The organism is Vibrio sp. SSH13-20 (assembly GCF_040104475.1).
Classification (GTDB): Bacteria; Pseudomonadota; Gammaproteobacteria; order Enterobacterales; family Vibrionaceae; genus Vibrio; species Vibrio harveyi.
In genome coordinates this window covers 790,167-811,105 of sequence record NZ_JBECOU010000001.1, presented here as the reverse complement: position 1 = coordinate 811,105, position 20,939 = coordinate 790,167, and the positions used below count along the sequence as shown (strand labels likewise).

19 protein-coding genes are annotated in these 20,939 nt (G+C 45.1%); 11 read left to right on the top strand and 8 right to left on the bottom strand.

Translation table 11 applies throughout. The annotated features are described in order from the left end of the window. Nucleotides 1-138 precede the first annotated feature (138 nt). The 6 genes from ABMY42_RS03565 to ABMY42_RS03540 all read left to right on the top strand — a co-directional run bounded on the left by ABMY42_RS03565 (nt 139) and on the right by ABMY42_RS03540 (nt 5,187). Nucleotides 139-777 (top strand): lysoplasmalogenase, encoded by a 639-nt coding sequence (locus ABMY42_RS03565; protein ID WP_005451697.1) that lies wholly within the window; start codon nt 139-141, stop codon nt 775-777. 135 nt (nt 778-912) lie between these two features. Continuing rightward, nucleotides 913-1,647, top strand: a complete 735-nt coding sequence (locus ABMY42_RS03560; protein ID WP_005451695.1) for an amino acid ABC transporter ATP-binding protein — start codon at nt 913-915, stop codon at nt 1,645-1,647. Between the two features lie 3 nt (nt 1,648-1,650). Further along, nucleotides 1,651-2,448 carry an amino acid ABC transporter permease gene (locus ABMY42_RS03555; protein ID WP_009703114.1) on the top strand — a complete coding sequence of 266 codons (798 nt, stop codon included), beginning with the start codon at nt 1,651-1,653 and terminating at the stop codon, nt 2,446-2,448. Nucleotides 2,449-2,457: 9 nt separating this feature from the next. Then, nucleotides 2,458-3,276, top strand: a complete 819-nt coding sequence (locus tag ABMY42_RS03550) for a transporter substrate-binding domain-containing protein (RefSeq protein ID WP_349265989.1) — start codon at nt 2,458-2,460, stop codon at nt 3,274-3,276. A gap of 78 nt (nt 3,277-3,354) precedes the next feature. After that, nucleotides 3,355-4,275 carry an amino acid ABC transporter permease gene (locus ABMY42_RS03545; RefSeq protein ID WP_005451690.1) on the top strand — a complete coding sequence of 307 codons (921 nt, stop codon included), beginning with the start codon at nt 3,355-3,357 and terminating at the stop codon, nt 4,273-4,275. 93 nt (nt 4,276-4,368) lie between these two features. Then, the gene (locus ABMY42_RS03540) at nt 4,369-5,187 is read left to right on the top strand and encodes an EAL domain-containing protein (protein ID WP_274881899.1); all 819 of its coding nucleotides are present in this window, start codon (nt 4,369-4,371) and stop codon (nt 5,185-5,187) included. Nucleotides 5,188-5,302: 115 nt separating this feature from the next. On the opposite strand, the gene ABMY42_RS03535 is transcribed toward ABMY42_RS03540, so the two are convergent. Then, the gene (locus ABMY42_RS03535; RefSeq protein WP_009696717.1) at nt 5,303-5,839 is read right to left on the bottom strand and encodes an RNA-binding S4 domain-containing protein; all 537 of its coding nucleotides are present in this window, start codon (nt 5,837-5,839) and stop codon (nt 5,303-5,305) included. A 126-nt stretch (nt 5,840-5,965) separates the two neighbouring features. On the opposite strand from ABMY42_RS03535, the gene ABMY42_RS03530 reads away from it, so the two are divergent. Next, complete coding sequence (locus tag ABMY42_RS03530) at nt 5,966-6,919, top strand: endonuclease/exonuclease/phosphatase family protein (RefSeq protein WP_050903382.1); 954 nt, start codon at nt 5,966-5,968, stop codon at nt 6,917-6,919. On the opposite strand, the gene cra is transcribed toward ABMY42_RS03530, so the two are convergent. Further along, a complete protein-coding gene (gene cra, locus ABMY42_RS03525) occupies nt 6,909-7,904 on the bottom strand; it encodes a catabolite repressor/activator (RefSeq protein ID WP_005451680.1) in 996 nt (331 codons plus the stop codon). The two genes, ABMY42_RS03530 and cra, sit on opposite strands and share 11 nt — an antisense overlap. A 418-nt stretch (nt 7,905-8,322) precedes the next feature. Here cra and fruB point away from each other — a divergent pair, with 418 nt between their 5' ends. From fruB to fruA, 3 genes are read left to right on the top strand one after another with little or no spacing between them, the layout of a single operon-like run. Then, the gene (gene fruB / locus ABMY42_RS03520; RefSeq protein ID WP_349265988.1) at nt 8,323-9,456 is read left to right on the top strand and encodes a fused PTS fructose transporter subunit IIA/HPr protein; all 1,134 of its coding nucleotides are present in this window, start codon (nt 8,323-8,325) and stop codon (nt 9,454-9,456) included. An 11-nt stretch (nt 9,457-9,467) separates the two neighbouring features. Beyond that, a complete protein-coding gene (gene pfkB, locus ABMY42_RS03515) occupies nt 9,468-10,457 on the top strand; it encodes a 1-phosphofructokinase (protein WP_005451671.1) in 990 nt (329 codons plus the stop codon). Between the two features lie 19 nt (nt 10,458-10,476). Further along, the gene (fruA, locus tag ABMY42_RS03510) at nt 10,477-12,210 is read left to right on the top strand and encodes a PTS fructose transporter subunit IIBC (RefSeq protein WP_349265987.1); all 1,734 of its coding nucleotides are present in this window, start codon (nt 10,477-10,479) and stop codon (nt 12,208-12,210) included. Between the two features lie 175 nt (nt 12,211-12,385). Here the strand turns inward: fruA and ABMY42_RS03505 are convergent, their stop codons facing one another. Further along, the gene (locus ABMY42_RS03505; RefSeq protein ID WP_061066395.1) at nt 12,386-12,880 is read right to left on the bottom strand and encodes a hypothetical protein; all 495 of its coding nucleotides are present in this window, start codon (nt 12,878-12,880) and stop codon (nt 12,386-12,388) included. Beyond that, nucleotides 12,871-13,698 (bottom strand): winged helix-turn-helix domain-containing protein, encoded by an 828-nt coding sequence (locus ABMY42_RS03500; RefSeq protein WP_349265986.1) that lies wholly within the window; start codon nt 13,696-13,698, stop codon nt 12,871-12,873. Before ABMY42_RS03500 ends, ABMY42_RS03505 begins: the two co-directional genes overlap by 10 nt. A 306-nt stretch (nt 13,699-14,004) precedes the next feature. On the opposite strand from ABMY42_RS03500, the gene ABMY42_RS03495 reads away from it, so the two are divergent. Beyond that, nucleotides 14,005-14,568 carry a porin family protein gene (locus tag ABMY42_RS03495; RefSeq protein ID WP_222324954.1) on the top strand — a complete coding sequence of 188 codons (564 nt, stop codon included), beginning with the start codon at nt 14,005-14,007 and terminating at the stop codon, nt 14,566-14,568. A gap of 124 nt (nt 14,569-14,692) precedes the next feature. On the opposite strand, the gene ABMY42_RS03490 is transcribed toward ABMY42_RS03495, so the two are convergent. The 4 genes from ABMY42_RS03490 to ABMY42_RS03475 all read right to left on the bottom strand — a co-directional run bounded on the left by ABMY42_RS03490 (nt 14,693) and on the right by ABMY42_RS03475 (nt 20,842). After that, a complete protein-coding gene (locus ABMY42_RS03490) occupies nt 14,693-15,409 on the bottom strand; it encodes a hypothetical protein (RefSeq protein WP_281188739.1) in 717 nt (238 codons plus the stop codon). Nucleotides 15,410-15,648: 239 nt separating this feature from the next. Further along, nucleotides 15,649-18,708 (bottom strand): multidrug efflux RND transporter permease subunit VmeV, encoded by a 3,060-nt coding sequence (gene vmeV, locus ABMY42_RS03485; RefSeq protein ID WP_005451657.1) that lies wholly within the window; start codon nt 18,706-18,708, stop codon nt 15,649-15,651. Continuing rightward, a complete protein-coding gene (locus ABMY42_RS03480) occupies nt 18,708-19,769 on the bottom strand; it encodes an efflux RND transporter periplasmic adaptor subunit (protein WP_349265985.1) in 1,062 nt (353 codons plus the stop codon). The genes vmeV and ABMY42_RS03480 overlap by 1 nt, the downstream gene beginning before the upstream one ends. Beyond that, entirely contained in the window at nt 19,769-20,842 is a 1,074-nt protein-coding gene (locus ABMY42_RS03475; protein WP_017189012.1) for an efflux RND transporter periplasmic adaptor subunit, read from the bottom strand. Before ABMY42_RS03475 ends, ABMY42_RS03480 begins: the two co-directional genes overlap by 1 nt. Nucleotides 20,843-20,939 lie beyond the last annotated feature (97 nt).

Here is a 20,939-nt window from a genome sequence, read left to right as displayed (position 1 = left end):
ATAACAAATAGGCGATAGTTCGATGTGTTTATGTAAGCCAATGACTAAAAACAAACCAAGTGCTTACTATTCGAAGTGTCCTTTTTAGCTTGCTCATCAAACATTGAGCGTAATGTCGTCTATTCAAGAGTTAATCGTATGTGGCTGATTGTCATTGCTTGTGCGCTCATACATATCATCAGCATTAAGACTGGTCCAAAGTGGCTGTTCTTTCTGACCAAACCACTGCCACTCATCGCTATGATTGGCATGTTACTCATGTCTCCAGCCAGTCACCTTCCCTACACAAAGTGGGTAATCTCCGGACTTTCGTTGTCTCTGATCGGTGATTTAATCATGATGCACCCAAAAGATAAGTTTGTTTTTGGGATCAAACTGTTTTGTCTCGCACAGATCAGTTACGCCTTGGGCTTCATTAATATGGCAGCCTGGCACTTCACCCCTTGGCTCCCATTTGCTGTATTCGGCGCTGGACTCTGCGCTTACTCGTTCTTTAAGCCCGACTTGGGTAAAGAAAAATGGTCCGTTGCTAGCTACATCTTTGTTTTGATGACGATGCTATGGATGGCCATGGAGTATTACGCAAGTGGTAAAACACAATCGTCAGCTTTCGCGGTGCTTGGCAGTTTCATCTTCACTATGTCTGGCGTTGTGCTTGCCTTTGAGCGCTTTGGCAGCACTTCGATATTTTCACGTCAAGTCGTCATGACAACCTACTATTCAGCTCAGTTTCTGATCACCATGTCTGTCTTCGCGATAGTGATCCGTTTTCTTTAAAATTGACTACATTATCAGGTAGTTTTGTAATGAGTTATTTGCTCACCAGTTGGACAGTTTAACCCTTATAAACAGGTGCAATACGGTTAATAACTTGTTATTGTAGAAAGAAATTTATTCTAAAAGTTGGCAGCCTTGAAAGAAAAAAATATCGTTGTTGAATTCAGCGGCGTAAACAAGTGGTATGGAGAATACCACGCACTTAAAGATATTAATTTTTCAGTACATACCGGTGAAATCGTTGTTGTTTGTGGTCCTTCCGGTTCAGGTAAATCCACTCTTATTCGTTGTATCAATCACTTAGAATCTATCCAAGAAGGTGAACTCAACGTCTTTGAGCAACCAGCTAACGCCAAAACCCATAAGCCGGGTAAAGTCGGCATGGTGTTTCAACACTTCCATCTATTCCCGCATCTGACCGTTTTAGAAAACCTTACTCTCGCGCCAATTCGTACATTAAAACTGTCGAAACAAGAAGCAGAAGAGCGAGCGATGCACTACCTCAAGCGCGTCAACATTGAAGAGCAAGCAAACAAATATCCGATTCAACTATCAGGCGGTCAGCAGCAACGTGTTGCCATTGCCCGTTCTCTTTGTATGGAGCCGGACCTTCTCTTATTTGACGAACCAACATCAGCACTTGATCCAGAGATGATCAACGAAGTATTAGATGTCATGGTAGAACTTGCCCAGAGCGGCATGACCATGATTTGTGTGACGCATGAAATGGGCTTTGCAAAGAAAGTAGCGAATCGTGTTGTGTTTATGGACGAAGGTGAAATCATCGAGATGAACTCCCCCGTTGCGCTATTTGAAACACCACAACACCCACGTACGCAAGCATTCTTAAATCAAATCCTGAGCTACTAGCCTATGGTTGTTCGAATCCTTAAACCGGTCTTACAAGCCATATTACAAATCGCGATTCTTTTGATTGCGATTATTTGGGTGCTCGATTCAGGAGCTCAAGCCATGGGCTACCAATGGCAATGGGAGCGCGTGCCCGACTACATTGCCTTCTACGAAGATGGTGAATGGTGGCCAGCAGAATTGGTCGATGGTCTCATCGTTACCTTAAAAATCTCTGCCATTAGTCTATTCTTCACTTTGGTCATTGGTTTAATCACCGCTTTATTGCGTTTGAGCAATTCCAAAGTAGGCAACGCGATTGGCACAGCTTATGTGGAACTGATTCGTAATACGCCGTTGTTGGTACAAATTTACCTGCTCTACTTTGTGTTTGGACCAGTCATTGGTTTAGATCGATTCAGCACTGCGGTGTTGGCGTTGTCGCTTTTCCAAGGTGCATATACGGCAGAGATCTTCCGAGCAGGCTTGAACAGCATTCCAAAAGGTCAATTTGAAGCAGCGAAGACCTTAGGTTTATCGCCTTTCTTTGCATACAAAGACGTGATCCTACCGCAGGTGCTTCAGCGCACCCTGCCGCCATTGACGAACGAAGTCGTGTCATTGATTAAAAACTCTTCGATTGTGAGTGTTATGGCAATATTCGACTTAACGACCGAGGCAAGAAACATCGTATCGGAAACGGCGATGCCATTTGAAATTTGGTTTACTGTGGCAGCAATCTACCTTGCTCTCACATTATCACTTTCTGGCTTATCCGCTTGGCTAGAACACAAACTAGGAGCCAGTTGGCGCAAATTATAAGGAGATAACATGAAGTTATTCAAAGCGACCATTACTGCATTATTGGGGCTTGCGATTGCTCTACCTTCGTTAGCCAATGAGCAAGCAGCAACACCAAACGTAGATCAAATCAAGGAACGAGGCACACTTCGCGTTGGTATGTCGACATTCGTACCTTGGGCAATGCGAAATAAACAAGGCGAACTGATTGGCTTTGAAATTGATGTCGCTAAACGCCTAGCCGCAGATTCAGGTCTGAGGGTTGAGTTCGTACCAACAGCATGGGACGGTATCATCCCTGCTCTACTAGCCAAGAAATTTGACGTTATCATTGGCGGTATGTCGATTACTCCAGAACGTTCTAAGAGCGTACTGTTCACTGAACCTTACTCACACTCGGGTGTTCAAGTTGCAGCGAACAAAGAACTGGCAGCTGGCTTTAGCGAGTTTTCTGACTTTGATTCTCGCCGAGTGAAAATTGCAGCTCGTCGTGGTGCTTTTACCGTTCAAGTAGCGCGTGAAACATTCCCGAAAGCAAAAATCCTTCAATTTGATGATGACGCACAAGCATTCCAAGAAGTTCTAAACGGCAATGCACATGCGGTGATTGCATCGAGCCCTAAACCTGAGCATGAAGCGATCAAACACGCGGATAAGTTGTTCATTCCATTTACTGAGCGTCTATCCAAAGGTAACGAAGCCTTTGCCGTTCGCTTAGGTGAAGAAGACAAAAAAGCCTTCTTCAACAAATGGATTGAAGCACGTACCCAAGACGGTTGGTTAGATGAGCGCTACGAATACTGGTTCTCAACACTGGATTGGCAAGACCAAGTGGCACACGGTCAATAAACGCAAAAACTAATACATCGAATACACAGACCGACTCGAATGAAGGGTCGGTCCTCGCTTTACTATCGGAGTCAAACCTTGAGCGGACAAACCACCACTCGTGTTGCACCAACCAAAACAAAGTCAGGCTTTTTCTTAAACCGTTTTAACCTACTTGATTGGGTGTTGCTTGCCATCTGCGCGTTAGTTGGGGGTTGGCTTTACCACCGCTCCACCGTAGGGGTGAACTACATCTGGCATTGGAAAGAAGCCATTGATTTGTTGTTTACTCCGCGTGCTGATGGTGGGCTGCCATATTTTTTTCAAGGCTTGATTTCAACGTTACGCCTGAGTTTATGGGGCATTAGCTTCGCACTTATATTAGGCACCCTACTTGGCTTAGCCCGCTTCTCGGAATCGGCTTGGTTTCGCACACCTGCCAACGCGTTTATTCAGTTAGTAAGAAATATTCCACCATTAGTATTCGTCTTTATTTTCTACTTTTTTATTTCAAACCAGTTAATCCCGTTACTTGGGTTAGAAGATCTACTTCGCAACTATCGCGGCGAACCCAATGCACTGCAAAGCTTCTTCTTTGGTCCGGCGAATTTGTGGGAGAACCTAGCGTCAGGAGTTCTCTGCGTAGGCTTGCTCTCTTCCGCTTACATTGCTGAGGTGGTTCGTGCTGGTTTACAAAGTGTCGATAAAGGACAGTGGGAAGCCGCAGATTCTCTCGGTTTATCTCGTTGGGTCAAATATCGCTTTATCATTGCCCCACAAGTGCTCAAAGCTATTACGCCAGCATTGGCAGGCCAAACCATCTCCTTAGTCAAAGACACATCTATTGTCTCACTGATTTCGATTCAAGAAATGACCTTCGTTGGTACCGAGATGGCAAACTCTTCCGGTTACATTTTTGAAATTTGGCTAATTGTGGGCTTGGTTTACTTTCTGATTTGTTTCGGTCTATCAATGTTTTTTAGATACATCGAGAAAAAATCGGAATCTATTTCAAATTAACTCAAAGGGCTTCAAAATTAAGACAGCCTAGCGCTTCAAATCCGAATTCCATCCTGTTACATTCGCTCTCATGCTATTTTTTTGGCGTTTTTCATGGAGTTAAAGAAGCAGTCCGATTACGAGCAATACATAAGGCAGGACAGCCTTGGCGAATATTACGTCGTGCTCAATCAATATACTTTCCATAGTGTTTATCAACCAATCTTCGATAAACACCAAAACATGATCGGGATGGAAGCCCTATTGCGCATTCGAGGCGCAGACGGAGCCAACATTCGTCCAGATCTTTTCTTTGCCGATGCCAGCATAGATACCTACTTCCGACTTTGTATGGAGTTTCTATCTCGGGCAATTCATATCCGAAACTTTGCACGTCATTTCGCAGGTTCGCCGATAAAACTATTTCTAAACGTCATGCCGCAAACCTTATTAACACTGACCAAAGACATGGGTTTTAAAGATAACGGTTTGCTGTATAAGCGGTTGCATGAGCTAGGTATGGAACCTTCTGATGTGGTCTTTGAAGTGGTTGAAGAGTCGTGTGGTGATACTGAATTACTGATCCAAGCGGTACAACTAATGCGAGCTAATGGCTTTCTTTTCGCCATTGATGACTTTGGTTCCCACCATTCCGATATGTCACGCGTTAAGCAACTTTGTCCCGACATTATCAAGATAGACCGTTCTTACCTTCTTGATTACTGCTCTGGCGATACGCTTGCGATTGCCAATGCAGTTGAACTGGCTGAAGAGATGAATGCGAAAGTTGTTATTGAAGGGGTTGAGGAAAACATGCAGCTCTCCGCTATGCAAGCGCTTAATCTTGATTACTACCAAGGCTTTTACCTAGCTAAGCCAAACTCGATTCACCACTGGACCAAACACGCGCAAAACAGCGAAGTTTTACACTAACCAATCAGCCCCAAATTCTTATCTGTCAAATCAACAACCGCAAAATACAAAAGCGCCGCCTTGTTCAATAACCGAAGCGGCGCTTGCGAAATTATCCGTGTTATAGACAAATCACTTAGAAGAAGTCGATAGAGTTACGCCCACTCTTTGGATCGCGACTCACTTGAGGCTTGTCTTCTTTCTTACCTTTCTTGGCAGATTGAGACAATGCTTCTTTCTGTGCCTTACGCTCTTTGTGCGCCGCTTTACGACCCGTCGATTGAGGACCTTTAGCTTTTTTCTCATTCTTATTCGAACGAGATTTTTCTTTACGCGCGTTTTGTGCGTCCTTCTTCGCCTTCTTCTCTGCTTTTTGCTCCGCAGTTTCTGGCTCAGTTACTGGCGCATCGCACACAACGACATAGTATTCTTGGTTGAACTCGAAGAAATCGCCGTCGTACATCTTGCGACGTTTGCGCGTTTCTAGCTCACCATTTACCGCAACATAACCTTCTTCGATGATGTGTTTTGCTTCACCACCGCCACTCACCAAGTTTGCGATTTTGAAAAGCTTGTACAGTTCAATTGGGTGCGCGTCGACGTCGATACCGATCGCTTCGATCTCAATCTCTTCGCCTTCTAAATACTCTTCGTGTTCGTAATCTTGGGTCATGTTCGTTACTCATTTTTCTTGATGAACGGAGTTTAAACGGAATGCGTACAAATAGAAACGTGATCTTCACTCAACTTGTCCAATTGGGTATATACTCACCCAATAACTCCTTGAACGAGCAATATTTTGTCTAATAAGAACTGCATTACCTTTGCCACCGCCAATCTGTTCAACTTTGTTGCTCCACCTGGCGCGTATTATGACTTCGAGAACATTTACTCCCTCGACGACTGGCAGGACAAAATCACTTGGACAAAATCACAGCTCGAGCAACTCGCCCCGGATGTCATCGGCTTACAAGAAGTGTTCAGCATTGAAGAAACCAAAGCCTTCTTTACTACAATGGGATATCAGTACTTTGCCAGTGTCGATACGCCGCATATTGAGGGTGACTACATCTACTCTCGTCCTGTAGTGGCAATCGCGTCCCGCTTCCCAATTGAAAGTTATGAAGCCGTCACTTTCGATAAAGAAACGCTCAACGCCTTCGGTGATTTCTCTGCGCCCCCTTTCAGCCGAAAACCAATTCGAGCAATCATCGTTCACCCTATCATTGGGCATATTGCAATTTATGTTACGCATTTAAAATCACAAAGACCGGCTGATTCAGAGACACCTGCAGATGCAAGCAAGCCAATTGCGCGCTGGCTATCAACACAACAACGCGGTTGGGAAGCAGCCATGCTACGCGACGCAATGCAAAAGCAGTATGCACGCAACTCAATGCCCACCGTGTTAATGGGAGACATGAACCAAGCCATCACATCAACAAGCGTTAATAAGGTTTTGATTGAACATTACGGTGACAGCGTCACTGATTTGCAACTAAATGATGGGTGGGAATTGCAAGTAGCGCCAACTCTGGAGCCACGCCCAGCAACGCATTACCACTTCGCAAAAGGAAATGTGTTGGACTACATCTTGCTATCGCAGGAATTCGATGCTCATGCAGACATATCGATAGCGGAAGTGACGAGATATCAAGTGCTGGATGCTCACTTAATTAACCCGTCTTTTGAGCGAGATAAAAACGCCAGCGACCACGCGTTTGTGGCGCTGACGGTAGAAATTAAGCTTTAGCGTCGATGTGGCGTTTCACAATCTTACGTGGAATCAACTCAACCCCAGCCTTGTAGCGTTTTGCAGACGCATTAAGCGCCAACTCCATCGCACTGTCGGCAATGAGTTCAAACTGCTGCGGTAACGAATTGATTTTGATTGGCAAAAAGTCTAATAAGCGGTTATCACCAAAGGTAGCTAAACGCACTTTCGCCATCAGCTCCGGCTTTTCTAACATAACGTCTAACACCCCTTCGAGTAAGGTGTATGACATAGTCACTAACGCATCAGGTAATTCGTCATTCGCAATCCAACTTTCTAGCACTTTCTTGCCTTCTTCTCGCGAGAAATGCTGACCATATCCTACCAGCACATCTTTGCTTTCTTGTTGGCAAGCAGAACGAAAACCCAATTCACGCTCTTTAGAAACTTGAAGTTCTGCTAAAGCGCCAATAAGCCCAATCGATTTGATTTCAGAGGACAAAACCGACTCAGTCAACTCAAATGCCGCGTCAAAATCTTCACTGATCACACAGCAAAAATGCTCATCATCCATTGGACGGTCAAGTGCAATAACTGGCGTGCCCGAGTTTTGCAGCTTTAAGTAATACTCACTGGCAGCCGGCATGCTACTTGCGACAAACAATGCGTCAATACGACGGCTAACCAATGCCTCAGCCACTTTCTCTTCCGTTTGCGGATTATCATCCGAGCAACCAATCAGGATTTGGTAACCTGCTTTACGAGAGTTTTGCTCAATCAGTTTTGCTAAACGTGCGTAACTGGTGTTCTCTAAGTCTGGAATGATCAAACCGAACGAACGCGAGTTTCCCGCACGTAAAGAAGAAGCCGCGTGATCCGGTTTGTAATTATGCTGCTCTACCACCGCCATGACTTTCTTTTGAGTCTTTTCGCTGATGCGGTATTTCTGCGCTTTCCCGTTAATCACATAGCTTGCTGTCGTCTTTGAAACCCCAGCTAATTTCGCTATTTCATCCAGTGTCATATTCTAAGCCCTATTCTGTGCGCAGGATCATATTAATACATCAACGATCCTTCGATAAGTTGAATTATATGCTGAACCGATTCAGTATAAAAGCTGAAAGGATTCAGCAAAACTTAAAAATTGACGGGAATCACCAAAAACAACAAGTGAGGTTTGCTTTGCTAGGCTTTATAGGCAATCAATCACTGGATGATTAAGTTTTGATTTTAAAAACAGTTTCGCTGAGTGTTTTAAAAAATTTGACCAATTGCTGAATCGATTCAGTTCATTGTTAAGGCTAAGCAGTTTCGTAGCAAATAACGCTGGTTAACAGGAACAGCAGTTCAGCAAAGAATAGATAAACAAGGTTACGCATCGAAGAACGAGCCGCGTAGCCAAGATGAATTAGAAATAGATACCTTAAGGCTGGAGAAGCACCATGCTTAAGCTAAGTAAGAACGACATTACCCTATCTCAATCCGCTACAGATAAGTTTGAAGCGATTAAAAACATCGCTCAAAGCCTGACAGACGAAGGTCTGGTAGAACAAGGCTATATAGAGGGCATGCTAAACCGTGAAAACCAAAACTCAACATTCTTGGGTAACGGCATCGCGATTCCTCACGGCACCACAGACACACGCTCAATGGTTAAAACCACGGGTGTTGCGGTTCACCACTTCCCAGAAGGTGTTGAATGGGGTGACGGCAATAAGGTTTTCGTCGCTATTGGTATCGCGGCAAAATCAGACGAGCACTTGGGCATCCTAAAGCAGCTAACAAAAGTATTGGGCGCAGACGGTGTTGAAGAGCGCTTACGCAATGCGAAAAGCGAAGATGACATCATTGCCCTACTTCATGGTGACGTTCAGCTAGAAGCAGATTTCGATGCCTCTCTAATTCAACTTCTCTTTCCTGCAAGCGACATGGTTCAAATGAGCGCGGTTGCGGGTGGTCTACTTAAGAATACAGGTTGTGCTGGTGCAGAATTCGTTGCGGATCTTGTGACGAAAACACCGACGCACCTTGGTCAAGGTCTGTGGCTAGTCGGTAGCGATAAGCAAGTAACTCGCACTGGTGTTTCTTTTGTATCAACAGCGAATGACTGTGAGTTTGAAGGCGAGAAAGTTCGTGCTCTAGTTGCGTTTGCTGCTTGCAATAACGCGCACCAATCGATCCTAAGCACAATTTCAAAGCTTGTGTTTAACAACGAACACAACAAGTTACTTGATGCTTCTGCAGAACAAGTTCTAGCGTTATTCAAAGGCGAAGAAGTAGCAAGCGAAGCATCTGAAGATGGCAACACTGCAGTGTTCAAGATTAAGAACGCGCACGGTTTGCACGCTCGTCCGGGCGCAATGCTGGTCGCGGAAGCGAAGAAATTCGAATCAACCATCCGTGTTGCTAATTTAGATGGCGATGCTAAACCAGTAAACGCAAAGAGCCTAATGAAAGTTATTGCGCTTGGTGTAAAACACGGTCACCAGCTTCAATTCTCTGCTGAAGGTCCAGACGCAGCACAAGCTCTCGAATCCATCGGTAAAGCAATCGCTTCTGGTCTTGGTGAAGGTTAAGGGACGGATTCATGACAGCAACAATTTCATCGACAAAAGCAACAAACAAAGTCGTGACCATTACGCTTAACCCTGCCCTTGACCTAACGGGTTCACTGGATTCACTAAAAGTGGGATCGGTCAGCCTAGTAGAAAAGAGCAACCTGCATGCTGCTGGTAAAGGCGTAAATGTCGCCAAAGTTCTGAGTGACTTAGGTGCGGACGTGACAGTGACTGGCTTTCTAGGCAAAGACAATCCTGAACTGTTCCACCAGCTTTTCGACGACATCAAGGTTCACAACGAGTTTGTTGAAGTCGAAGGCGCAACGCGCATCAACGTAAAACTGGTTGAGGCAAATGGTCAAGTCAGCGATATCAACTTCCCTGGTGTGCAAGTCACGCCAGAAGAAATCGCTCGCTTTGAACAAACCCTATTCCGCCTTGCAGAAACACACGATTACTTTGTTCTTGCCGGCAGCCTACCTGGCGGCGTAAGCGCAGAGCAATGTGCAACGTGGATTGAAGCGCTGCACCAACAAGGTAAGAAAGTGCTTTTTGATAGCAGTAAAGCCGCATTACGTGCAGGCATCGAAGCGCATCCTTGGTTGATCAAGCCAAACGATGAAGAACTCAGTGATTTTGTTGGCGAACATCTAGCCACACCAGAGCAATGCCAAACCGCTGCGCAAACACTTAGTGATAAAGGCATTGAGAACATTGTTGTGTCAATGGGCGCTGACGGTGTGATGTGGCTTAACCAAGGTGAATGGCTACGCGCACAACCACCAAGAATGAATGTTGTAAGTACAGTTGGTGCAGGCGATACGCTTGTTGCGGGCTTGTGCTGGGGTCACATGCAAGTGATGCCGAAAAACGACTTACTCCGCTTCGCTACCGCGCTTTCTGCTCTTGCAGTTAGCCAAGTTGGCGTAGGCTTAACCAGTCAGGAAGAACTGGAGAACATCAAGCTCCAAACACAAGTAACCGAGCTTTACCCTAATACTAACTTAGACAAAAACTAAGGAACAGAAGGTTATCAGTATGAATATTGCCATCATTACAGCTTGTCCAAGTGGTGTTGCTAACAGCATCATTGCGGCAGGTCTACTAGAACAAGCAGCCGCTAAGTTAGGTTGGAATGCGAAGATTGAATGCCAATCAAGCGTGATTGAACCAACACGACTAACAGAAGCTGACATTGAACAAGCAGAAGCGATCGTAATTGCGGCTAACACTCCAGTTGATACTTCTCGTTTCGTAGGTAAAAAAGTCTACTTATCAGATATCAGCGACGTAGCTAAAGATGCATCTGCTTTCCTACAAACTGCAGTAGAAAGCGCAGCAGCCTTAGCGCAAGCAACAACTGTTGCGGCACCAGTTGAAAATGCATCAGCGACGAAAAAGATCGTTGCAATTACGGCATGCCCAACAGGCGTAGCGCATACCTTCATGGCAGCAGAAGCACTGGAAGAAGAAGGTAAACGCCGCGGTCACCAAATCAAAGTGGAGACTCGTGGTTCAGTAGGTGCGAAAAACCAACTCACTGACCAAGAAATCGCAGACGCAGATTTGGTAATCATCGCTGCCGACATCGAAGTGCCACTAGACCGCTTCAACGGCAAGAAGATGTACCGCACTAAAACAGGTCCAGCTCTGAAGAAAACCGCAGAAGAGATGGACAAAGCGTTTGAACAAGCAACCGTATACCAACATTCTGGCTCATCAAGCGCGTCATCAGCGACTGAAGAGAAGAAAGGCGCATACAAACACCTAATGACAGGTGTATCGCACATGCTCCCTGTGGTTGTTGCTGGTGGTTTGATCATCGCCCTATCCTTCGTATTTGGTATTGAAGCGTTTAAAGAAGAAGGCACATTAGCGGCTGCTCTGATGAACATTGGTGGCGGCTCCGCTTTTGCTCTGATGATTCCTGTACTTGCAGGTTACATCGCATTCTCAATTGCTGACCGCCCAGGTCTGGCTCCGGGTCTTGTCGGCGGTATGCTTGCAAGCTCTACCGGCGCTGGTTTCCTTGGTGGTATCGCTGCGGGTTTCATTGCTGGTTATGCCGCGAAGTTCCTTGCAGATAAAGTGAAACTTCCACAATCGATGGAAGCACTTAAACCGATTCTGATCATCCCATTTGTGGCAACCTTGTTCACTGGTCTAGTTATGATTTACATCGTAGGTGGTCCGGTATCAGGCATCATGAACGGTCTGACAGACTTCCTAAACAACATGGGTTCTGACAGTGCTGTACTACTAGGTATTATCCTTGGCGCAATGATGTGTTTCGACTTGGGTGGCCCAGTAAACAAAGCAGCTTACGCATTCGGTGTAGGTCTATTGGCTTCTCAAACTTACGCTCCTATGGCTGCAATCATGGCGGCAGGTATGGTTCCAGCACTTGGTATGGGTCTAGCGACATTTATTGCGAAAAACAAATTTGAACAAAGCGAGCGTGAAGCAGGTAAAGCATCATTCGTTCTTGGTTTGTGCTTTATCTCTGAAGGTGCAATCCCATTCGCTGCGAAAGATCCAATGCGTGTAATCCCATCATGTATGGCAGGTGGCGCACTAACGGGTGCACTATCTATGCTGTTCGGTGCAAAACTAATGGCACCACACGGTGGTCTGTTCGTACTGCTAATCCCTAACGCAATTTCTCCGGTATTGATGTACTTGGTAGCAATCGCAGCAGGTACAGCGGTAACAGGTTTCACTTACGCGTTCCTAAAGAACAAAGCAGAAGCGAAACAACAAGCTGCTGCTTAATCGTCAACGGTCAGCTTGTGCTCACCTAGGCAACGATTGATTAACGATTAACAATGCCTCCCTCGATTTGGCATTCGACACCTCCCTCTGCTTCGGCATTGGGAGGTGTTTTTTATTGTAGAGAGGCGAACAGAAGCGTGGTCAGATAACTAAATATGAAAAAACGAATGGATGACTAAATGCGGTAACAAACAAAGTTACTTTCCTCTGTTTCGCTTTGATTGAAAAAGAACAAACGGTCATTTTCAACTTTATAAATAAAGTCCGTTTTCGTTCCAACATACGAGTTCATGTCACGGATAAACACTTCACTTTCTGTCGGTTGGTGATTCCAGCTTACCTTTTGATAATCCACTGATAACTCATGTCCATCGACCTTATACTTACCATTGAAAATCATTTCGTATTCTTTACTTTCACCCGTCTTAGTCAGAAGTGAACCTTTTTGAAAGATATACATGTCCCTATCGGAGCTAAACACCACTACAGAGCGATCTTTGATGTGCTCGTATCGTCGATAGCCTTTCGTGATAAAGTCCTCTTCATAGGTCGCACAAGCCCAGCGGGACCCAGTAATCTCATCCGACTGAAAGTACTTTTGATGTACGACAACGCCAACTAAAGCGAGTGTCAATCCGATATTAAGCACGGCGAGTTTGTTTATTTGCATATTGCGTCCGTCCTCCTCATGCTCTCCAAGAGCGTCTCTTTTAACGACTCAATCTCAAGTGAGAAGTTAATGTAGTTGACGTTCTTATTGCTATTTTTAGCAAACGCAAAGGCACGCAAAATGTACGCACCTTCTTGATAAGCTGATTCGGAAACGCGTAAATAAACAATTGCCGGACAGACAGGAAATGAATCATCATTCAGACTGGTTGCCAAAGCCGTAAGATTAAGCTCATCATGTTTGAGGTCGTAAAAATAAAAGTCCGTTTCAGAGATGGAAAAGTCGTCATATTCAGAATTATTGAGGAAATCAGGATGTGGCGCGAAAGGACGAAAATACAATACTGAACCAAGTGCTAAAACAAGTAGCAAGCTCAGCATTGGTGCCAAGTTCAATGCCTTATCTCGCGATTCAGTTGGTCTTTGAACGGAAGTTCTAACCGTTTCGCCGGACTCTGGTTCCAATGTTTCTAAATCCGGGATCTGCACTTTTTGTTTAGTGGGTTTAGCGTCGTCATCAATTTCTAGTAAATAGCCAATTTTGCTAACGGTTTTTATCTTTACGCCTTTTGCATCCAACTGCCCTAGCTTCTTTCTCAAGCCCGAGATGACATTAGTTAGTGCTTGATCCGTGACTACCGAACCATCCCAACACGTTTCAAATAACTCCTCTCGAGTGACATGAACACCCTGTTTTTCAATCAACAGGTTCAACACTTGATAAGGGAGCGGCCTTAACGGTACATCACTGCCTCGTGAATTGGACAATTTCCTTGTCGTCGGATCGAGGATTAAATTGGCGAAATAGATTCTATGCATACAGTCTCACTATTTTCTCAACTCCTTGAATTATAGGTTAGGTTTGCAAAATCAAATCAGAAAACTCTCAGTGTTCACAATTCACACCATCGCACTGAATCGCCCAGCAGCTCTGCATTGCATCATCAATAAATTGCGATGAACAGCCTCTGATTACACAAAAAACACACAATTTCGTAAGTATCTAAATCGATTGAAATTATTTGGTTTTTGTTTACTTTTTGTTTAGTTTTTCATCGCCTCACTCGGATAATGAACACTGTTTTAAACACAACAAGACAGACAGTAATACAGAGGTAAATAACAATGAAAAAAGCAGTCATCCTTCTTCTAGCACTGGGCAGTATTCAAGCCCAAGCAAATGACTCAAAAGACGTGTCCGGTTTTTATTTGGGAGGTGGTATCGGTAATACTACCTATAGCGATGATGACCCATTCACACAGCTCGATGGTGACGGTACAACCTTTAAACTTATCGGAGGGTATCAGTTCAATCGTATCGTTGGTGTTGAAGCACAATACACAGATTATGGTGATATTAAGCTTAAGCACACCCCGTTAGATTTGGATGTAAACAGTGTCTCCGTCGCGGCAAATATTGGTTATACCTTCGACAACGGTTTGCGACCATTTGCGACATTAGGCTTGGGATATATCTCGGTTGATATCCCGGAAGGGTTAGGACCTGACGAAGACGAGTTATTACTTCGCGTCGGCGCTGGTCTTGAATATACACCACGTCAGCTTAGCAACATCACTTTCCGTGCGGCGTATGAGATGGACCACTTCAACGTCGATTCAACCCGTTCGAGCAAAGATACCGACATCCAGATCGGCTCTTTCTATGCGGGCGCAACGTACAAGTTCTAATAATCAAAGAAAAAGCAAACACATAGGAACCACAAAGGGCGACACTAATTTTAATAGCTGTCGCCCTTTTCTTGTTCGGGTCTGTTTAACCGATACTTATTTTTTCATCATGTACTTGCAAGACCTACTTCTGCATCGGTATCGCTTCAATATCGACATCCCCCGTGTTCATGTCTACCGTCGCTTGGTAGACACTGTGTGGGTCGCCGTAATGCTTAAACGTAAAATGATAAACATTGGCTGGCGTCCAAATTTCTTGGTCTTCTGCCGGCATAATGTCATAACCATCTTGCTGGTAAAGTTCAGTTGCCATCACATAAGCAAGCGCAGTCTGTACCTTAGTATCACGGTCAATTTTTGGCTCTAACGACGGGTTACTTGGGTAAGTGTTACCATTGAAGCTCATTTGACGATATGCGCCGTTGCTCCACACAATAAAGTCTTGCCAACCATTGCTGTAACTGTCAGCCAAAACAACTGGCGTTCTCGTAACTGACATGCGGTTAAGAACCTTGCCGTTGTTGTCAAACATATACGCGCTACAACCGCCACTGCCGCAGAAATAGCGATCTTGAAGCAATACAAAGTGCTCCGCTACTCCATCGCTATTTAAATCCGCGGAGCCTGTTAGGTAACGAATTTTATCGTTTTCTAGAGAAAGCCCTTCAGGATTCAAAATGCTTTGGTCGATCCAAGTTGCGATAGTTGCCGCATCGACACTTTTGATTTCCACAGGCGCTTCAGGAGCTGTGGTATTTGTAGAAACACTGTCTGTAGAAGAACAGCCAATAAGCGTTAGTGAACCTAGAAGGAAGAGTCCGTGTAATCCACGATTTATCATTTGCGTTCGCTCTTTTAATCATGATGTTTTGTTAGTATACGCATCATTTATCAATCGCTTGCAAGAAAATCATAAAAATCCGTTAAGTGTTCACCAAACCACCCACTTTGTCTTTTTCGCCTTTATCTACTCTTTTTCTTCTCAAATCTCGTTTCTCATCCCTATACGCCAAGATCAAAAAAGCCCTGAGGAAAATCCCCAGGGCTAGGCAGGAATCTGACAGAAGTCAGGTTGGTCCCTTATGCAGTGGTTGGTTTGATCTTAAACAGAATTGCAAACATGACTGGAACGACAATCAATGTTAGCACTGTAGCAAAACCAAGGCCTGCCATAATCGTAATCGCCATTGAACCGAAGAAAGCATCAAACACGAGTGGAATCATACCCAGAATCGTTGTCAGTGCCGCCATACTTACCGGACGAACACGGCTAATCGCACTATCAACAATGGCTAAGTAAGGATCCTTGCCCGATTCTAGCTCAAGGTTAATCTGGTCTAGAAGTACGATACCGTTTTTCAGAATCATACCGCTTAAGCTCAGCAGACCAAGGAAAGCAGTAAAGCTGAATGGCATGTTTGTCGTCAGAAGACCAAACGCCACACCGATGATAGACAACGGCACCGTGAACCAAATAACCAGTGGTTTCTTTAATGAGTTAAACAGAAGCATCGTAATGATGAACATCAATAGGTAACCCATTGGCAATGAGCCAAACAGCCCTTCTTGCGCATCTTTTGATGACTCGTATTCACCACCCCAAGTAATTTCGTACCCTTCTGGAATGTGTAGCGCCATCACTTTTGGTTGTACACGAGCAAACAAGCTTGCCGCGGTATCGTCACTCAATACGTCGTGGTCAGCCAGTACCGTTAGAGTACGTTTACGGTCACGACGTTGAATCAACGGCTCATCCCAATCCAATTTCACACCGTCAATCACTTGATCAACTGGGATGTACGTCTGTAACGATGGACTCCAAATGTTCACGTTTTGCAGCGATTCAAAGTCAACACGTTCCGCTTCTGGTAGACGCGTCATGATAGGCAGAATATGCGTACCATCGCGCAAGAAGCCTAGTGTGCTACCGCCAAACGCCATTTGTAGCGTACTTGAAAGATCTTGCTTCGAAATACCTAAGCGACGCGCTTTTGATTCGTTAAATACCGGTACAAGCTCTTTAGTACGCTCACGCCAATCGTGACGAATGTTGCGAGCGCCTGGGTCAGTGTGCAGAATGTCTTCTACTTGTACTGCTAGCTCACGCAGCACTTGTGGATCTGGACCAGTAATACGTGCCTCAATCTTAGAAGCTGGCGACGGACCAAACTCCATCAGCTTGAACTGAAACGTTGGCTTATCAAACGTCTTCGCTAGATTGTCGTCTAGCTTGTGCAGAAGCTTGAACATGTTGTCACGGTCCGTAGTACGAACTTGGAACTGTGCGTAAGCTTCGTAACTCTTTTCCGGCTGGTAAGTCAGAGCGAAACGCTGCAAACCTTGACCAATCGAGGCAGAAACAAAATCAATATCATCTTGCGTACGAATGTAGCTTTCTACTTCTTCTGCTTTCTTGATGGTTTCACGAATATCTGTGCCTTCAGGCATCCACATATCAACGTAGAACATCGGTGTATTTGAAGGTGGGAAGAACTGTTGCTTAACACTACCAAACGCAACCACTGCACCCACAAGTAACGCCACCATGCCGGCAACGGTCAACCAACGAAAACGAAGTGCAAGCTTCAAAGACGCACCAAATGCAACGAACAACCAGCCTTTGTATGGGTCTTCATCTTCAGCGTCCGCGCCTTTGTCTTCTTCTTTCAATAGAAGATCTGCTAGAAACGGCGTTAGCGTAATTGCAGTAATCCAGCTTAAAAATAGCGAGAAACACAATACCCAGAACAACGAGCCCATAAACTCACCCGTCGCGTCTTGAGATAAACCGATAGGTGCGAAAGCAGTGATCGCAATAACGGTAGCACCAAGTAATGGCCACTGGGTTTGTTTTACAATATCCGTAGCCGCTTGAACTTTAGTACGACCCTTCTTAAGACCAACCAATATCCCTTCGACAACAACAATGGCATTATCCACCAGCATACCGAGGGCAATGATAAGTGCCCCCAGCGAGATACGGTGCAGCTCGATATTGTTGTAGTTCATTAATATGAAGGTACCGAATACCGTCAACAGCAGAACCAAACCAATGATCAAACCACTACGCAGCCCCATGGTGAACAACAGTACAATAATTACGATCGCAACCGCTTCTGCCAAGCTAATAACAAACGCTTTTACCGAGTCATCCACTTCTTGTGACTGGTTGTAGAAATAGTTCATATCGATACCAGCAGGCTTGATCGTTTCAAGGCTTGCCAGTTCCGCTTCAATACGTTGCCCCACTTCTACCACGTTCACACCTGACGCAAACGAGATACCAATGTTGATCGCTTTCTTACCGTTGAACAATAGAACATTGCCCGGTTTTTCTTGAATGCCACGGCTGATGGTTGCAACATCTTTTAGGCGGATCAGATTACCTGTATCACGACCGTGAATAATCAGGTTTTCCAAGGCTTCTACGGTGTTTAATGTGCCGCTAGGACGAATAATTAGACTCTCGCCGTTCACCATCACTTCACCAGCAGAAACCACATTGTTCTGTTGGTTCAGCAAACCAGAAATCACGTTCATGTCTAGGTTAAGCGCAGCTAAACGATCAAGAGAGATTTCAACGAAAAGCATCTCTTGCTGATCACCAGCAATGTCCACTTTGCCCACACCGTCGATAAGTTCAAGCTCACGCGTAAGTTGGTCCGCGTAACGCTTTAGTTCGATGTAATCATAGTCATCACCTGTGAGCATTAACATCACGCCGTACACGTCGCCAAAGTCATCAATGATTTGCAGAGATTGAACACCTTGCGGCAAAGTTGGTTGCAAATCGTTGATCTTACGACGCATTTCATCCCAGATCTGCGGCAGTTCATCAGGACCGTAGTCCATCTTCATGCTCACCATAATCTGTGACATACCACTCGAAGACGTTGACGTGATCTTATCGATATAAGGCAACTTACGGATCTCTTTTTCAAGCGGATAAGTTAGTTCTTCTTCCACTTCTTTAGAGGTCGCGCCCGGATAAGTCGCAATCACCATCGCATCCTTAATGGTAAATGCCGGGTCTTCTAATCGACCAAGTTCTAAGAACGACGTTACACCGCCGATCGCAAGAATAACGATAAACAGCCAGCTGATGACTTTGTTCTTAATTGAGTATTCAGCAATGCTCATTATTGTACTTTCTCCACCACGTCCACATGCTTACCTTCACGAAGTTTGCGTAAGCTGGAATTCACTAATACATCGCCTTGAGCAACACCCGAGGACACAATCGCACCTTCACCATTAACTTGATTGATGGTCACGGCAACTTTTGTGACCGCGTCACCATTTAATTTCCAAACGAAAAACTCACCGTCATGGCTGCCCGCTTGCAGCGCTGTCATTGGGATGTTGTAGCCATCAATAGACGTAATGCCTGCCACTACCATATCAACCGACACGCTTACGCTTGTGCCCGGCAAAACCTCTTGCTCAGGCTGAGGCATCGTCAGGTACATTTGGTAAGTTTGTGTTTGCGCATTTGGCTCACTGGTGTGCTCCAAGTAGTTCAACTGATACCGCTTTTCATCACCAGAGAACGTAGCTTGAGGTTGGTAACTCATGCTTTGAGTGTTTGGGTTCACCATTGCTAATACGTTATCTGACAGCTCAATACGAACGTACACTTTGTCACTTTGATAAAGGTTTAGAACCGGCTCACCAATTGCAACACGCTCGAAACGCTCTTTAAATACGTCAGAAACTTTGCCTGCAAACGGGGCAAACAAACGGGTGTAATTCAACTGGTTTGTCGCGTTATAGAAGTTCGCTTCTGCCAGCTCCTTGTTTGCCGTCAGTTCGTCTAGCTCCGCTTTCGAAATCATTTGGCGGCTGTGCAACTCTTCTCCACGTTTAAGCTGACGAATAGCAAGCGTGTATTGCGCCTCGGCATCATTGACTGCTTGCTTCTCTTTACTGTCATCAAGCTTAGCGATCATCTGACCTTCTTTGACTGTGTCACCAGCTTTCACCAACACATGTTGCACCTCACCGGCTCGACGAAACGCAATCGGAGTTTGTTCAGCAGGCACCACTTGTCCCTTAAAGGTACGGAACTGGCTCTTTACTGGAACATCGACAGAGACCGTCGACACATACAAAGGCTGTTCAACAGCGACTTCTTCGTTGCTGTTACAACCAGTCAGCACTGCAAGCGCAATAGCAGAAACTGTAAATAGTGAACGTTTCATTAAATACCTTCCTCACGAACCCAAGCTTTCACCACTTGACCTTCAACTAGGCGCTCAACACCCGCGATGACAACATAATCGTTCTTGTCTAAACCCGACTCCACACCACCATTTTCATTTAGTGACAAGGTCACTTTATTCACCTGTTGTGTTTCACTGTCCATCACCCAAACTTCGCCTTGAGTTTCGCTTTTGCTTACCCACGCCGCGCTTGGCAGCATTACAGCATCCGAAACATTTTGCTTAGCGATATGAACTTGACCTGTCATCCCCGTCAGCAAGTTACGATCAGACGGACGAGTAATGGTCACAATCGCTTCATAACTGTTAGTGTCTGCGTTTGGTTGAGTCGAAATCTCTTTGAATGTGCCTTGAATGCGATTGTTTGGTTCGCTATCCATCGTTACCCACATTTCCGCGTCTTTTAATGTGTTCAGTGACACCGCTTCTGCATACGTGACGGGCAAAGTGAACGACACATCCAACGTGGTATTGTCGATAAGGTTTAGAATTTCTTGTTTCGCCGCGACAACTTGGTACGGCTTCACGTAGGTGTAAGAAACAACACCATCAAACGGTGCATGAATCTCTGTGTAGCTTAAGTCTGTTTTTGCTTGCTCAAGGTTTGCCAGTGCGGCTTTGTACTGGGTTTCTTGCTGGTCATAGCTATCAGTACTGATCAGCTTCTTGTTGTACAAGCTTTTCGAGCGTTCCCATTGGGTTTTCGCTAACGAATATTGCGCTTGCGACGCATCAAGCGCCAATTGCAGATCTTTTGGGTCTAGCGTTGCAAGGACATCCCCCTGCTTCACTTCCTCGCCCATTCTGACGATCAACTTCTCAATTTCGCCACCAACCTGAAATGAAAGTTGGGCTCTGTACGTTGCATCTATTCGCGCAAGGAATGCATCGGAATCGGCAACAGTCAGATCATTAACAGCAAGTAATTTTACAGGTTTGATTAATGGCTCGGACGGTTCTGATACGGCTTTGTTACACCCTGTCAGCATCGTAGCGAGGCTCAATGCCACCGCTGCTCCGACAAATGTGCGCTTTAGGTATTGTTTTCGCACTGGCTTTCTCCATCGACTTTTTATTTACTACACAGCCGTGCAGTATAAGAATAATGAAAAAATGATCAACATATTTTCCACGTGGATAATAAAATAA

Bases quoted from the DNA above. Each gene is read 5' to 3' on its own strand.
- ABMY42_RS03565 (WP_005451697.1), top strand. From the start codon at position 139: ATGTGGCTGATTGTCATTGCTTGTGCGCTCATACATATCATCAGCATT.
- ABMY42_RS03555 (WP_009703114.1), top strand. From the start codon at position 1,651: ATGGTTGTTCGAATCCTTAAACCGGTCTTACAAGCCATATTACAAATC.
- ABMY42_RS03550 (WP_349265989.1), top strand. From the start codon at position 2,458: ATGAAGTTATTCAAAGCGACCATTACTGCATTATTGGGGCTTGCGATT.
- ABMY42_RS03540 (WP_274881899.1), top strand. From the start codon at position 4,369: ATGGAGTTAAAGAAGCAGTCCGATTACGAGCAATACATAAGGCAGGAC.
- ABMY42_RS03535 (WP_009696717.1), bottom strand. From the start codon at position 5,839: ATGACCCAAGATTACGAACACGAAGAGTATTTAGAAGGCGAAGAGATT.
- cra (WP_005451680.1), bottom strand. From the start codon at position 7,904: ATGACACTGGATGAAATAGCGAAATTAGCTGGGGTTTCAAAGACGACA.
- fruB (WP_349265988.1), top strand. From the start codon at position 8,323: ATGCTTAAGCTAAGTAAGAACGACATTACCCTATCTCAATCCGCTACA.
- pfkB (WP_005451671.1), top strand. From the start codon at position 9,468: ATGACAGCAACAATTTCATCGACAAAAGCAACAAACAAAGTCGTGACC.
- fruA (WP_349265987.1), top strand. From the start codon at position 10,477: ATGAATATTGCCATCATTACAGCTTGTCCAAGTGGTGTTGCTAACAGC.
- ABMY42_RS03505 (WP_061066395.1), bottom strand. From the start codon at position 12,880: ATGCAAATAAACAAACTCGCCGTGCTTAATATCGGATTGACACTCGCT.
- ABMY42_RS03500 (WP_349265986.1), bottom strand. From the start codon at position 13,698: ATGCATAGAATCTATTTCGCCAATTTAATCCTCGATCCGACGACAAGG.
- ABMY42_RS03495 (WP_222324954.1), top strand. From the start codon at position 14,005: ATGAAAAAAGCAGTCATCCTTCTTCTAGCACTGGGCAGTATTCAAGCC.
- ABMY42_RS03490 (WP_281188739.1), bottom strand. From the start codon at position 15,409: ATGATAAATCGTGGATTACACGGACTCTTCCTTCTAGGTTCACTAACG.
- vmeV (WP_005451657.1), bottom strand. From the start codon at position 18,708: ATGAGCATTGCTGAATACTCAATTAAGAACAAAGTCATCAGCTGGCTG.
- ABMY42_RS03480 (WP_349265985.1), bottom strand. From the start codon at position 19,769: ATGAAACGTTCACTATTTACAGTTTCTGCTATTGCGCTTGCAGTGCTG.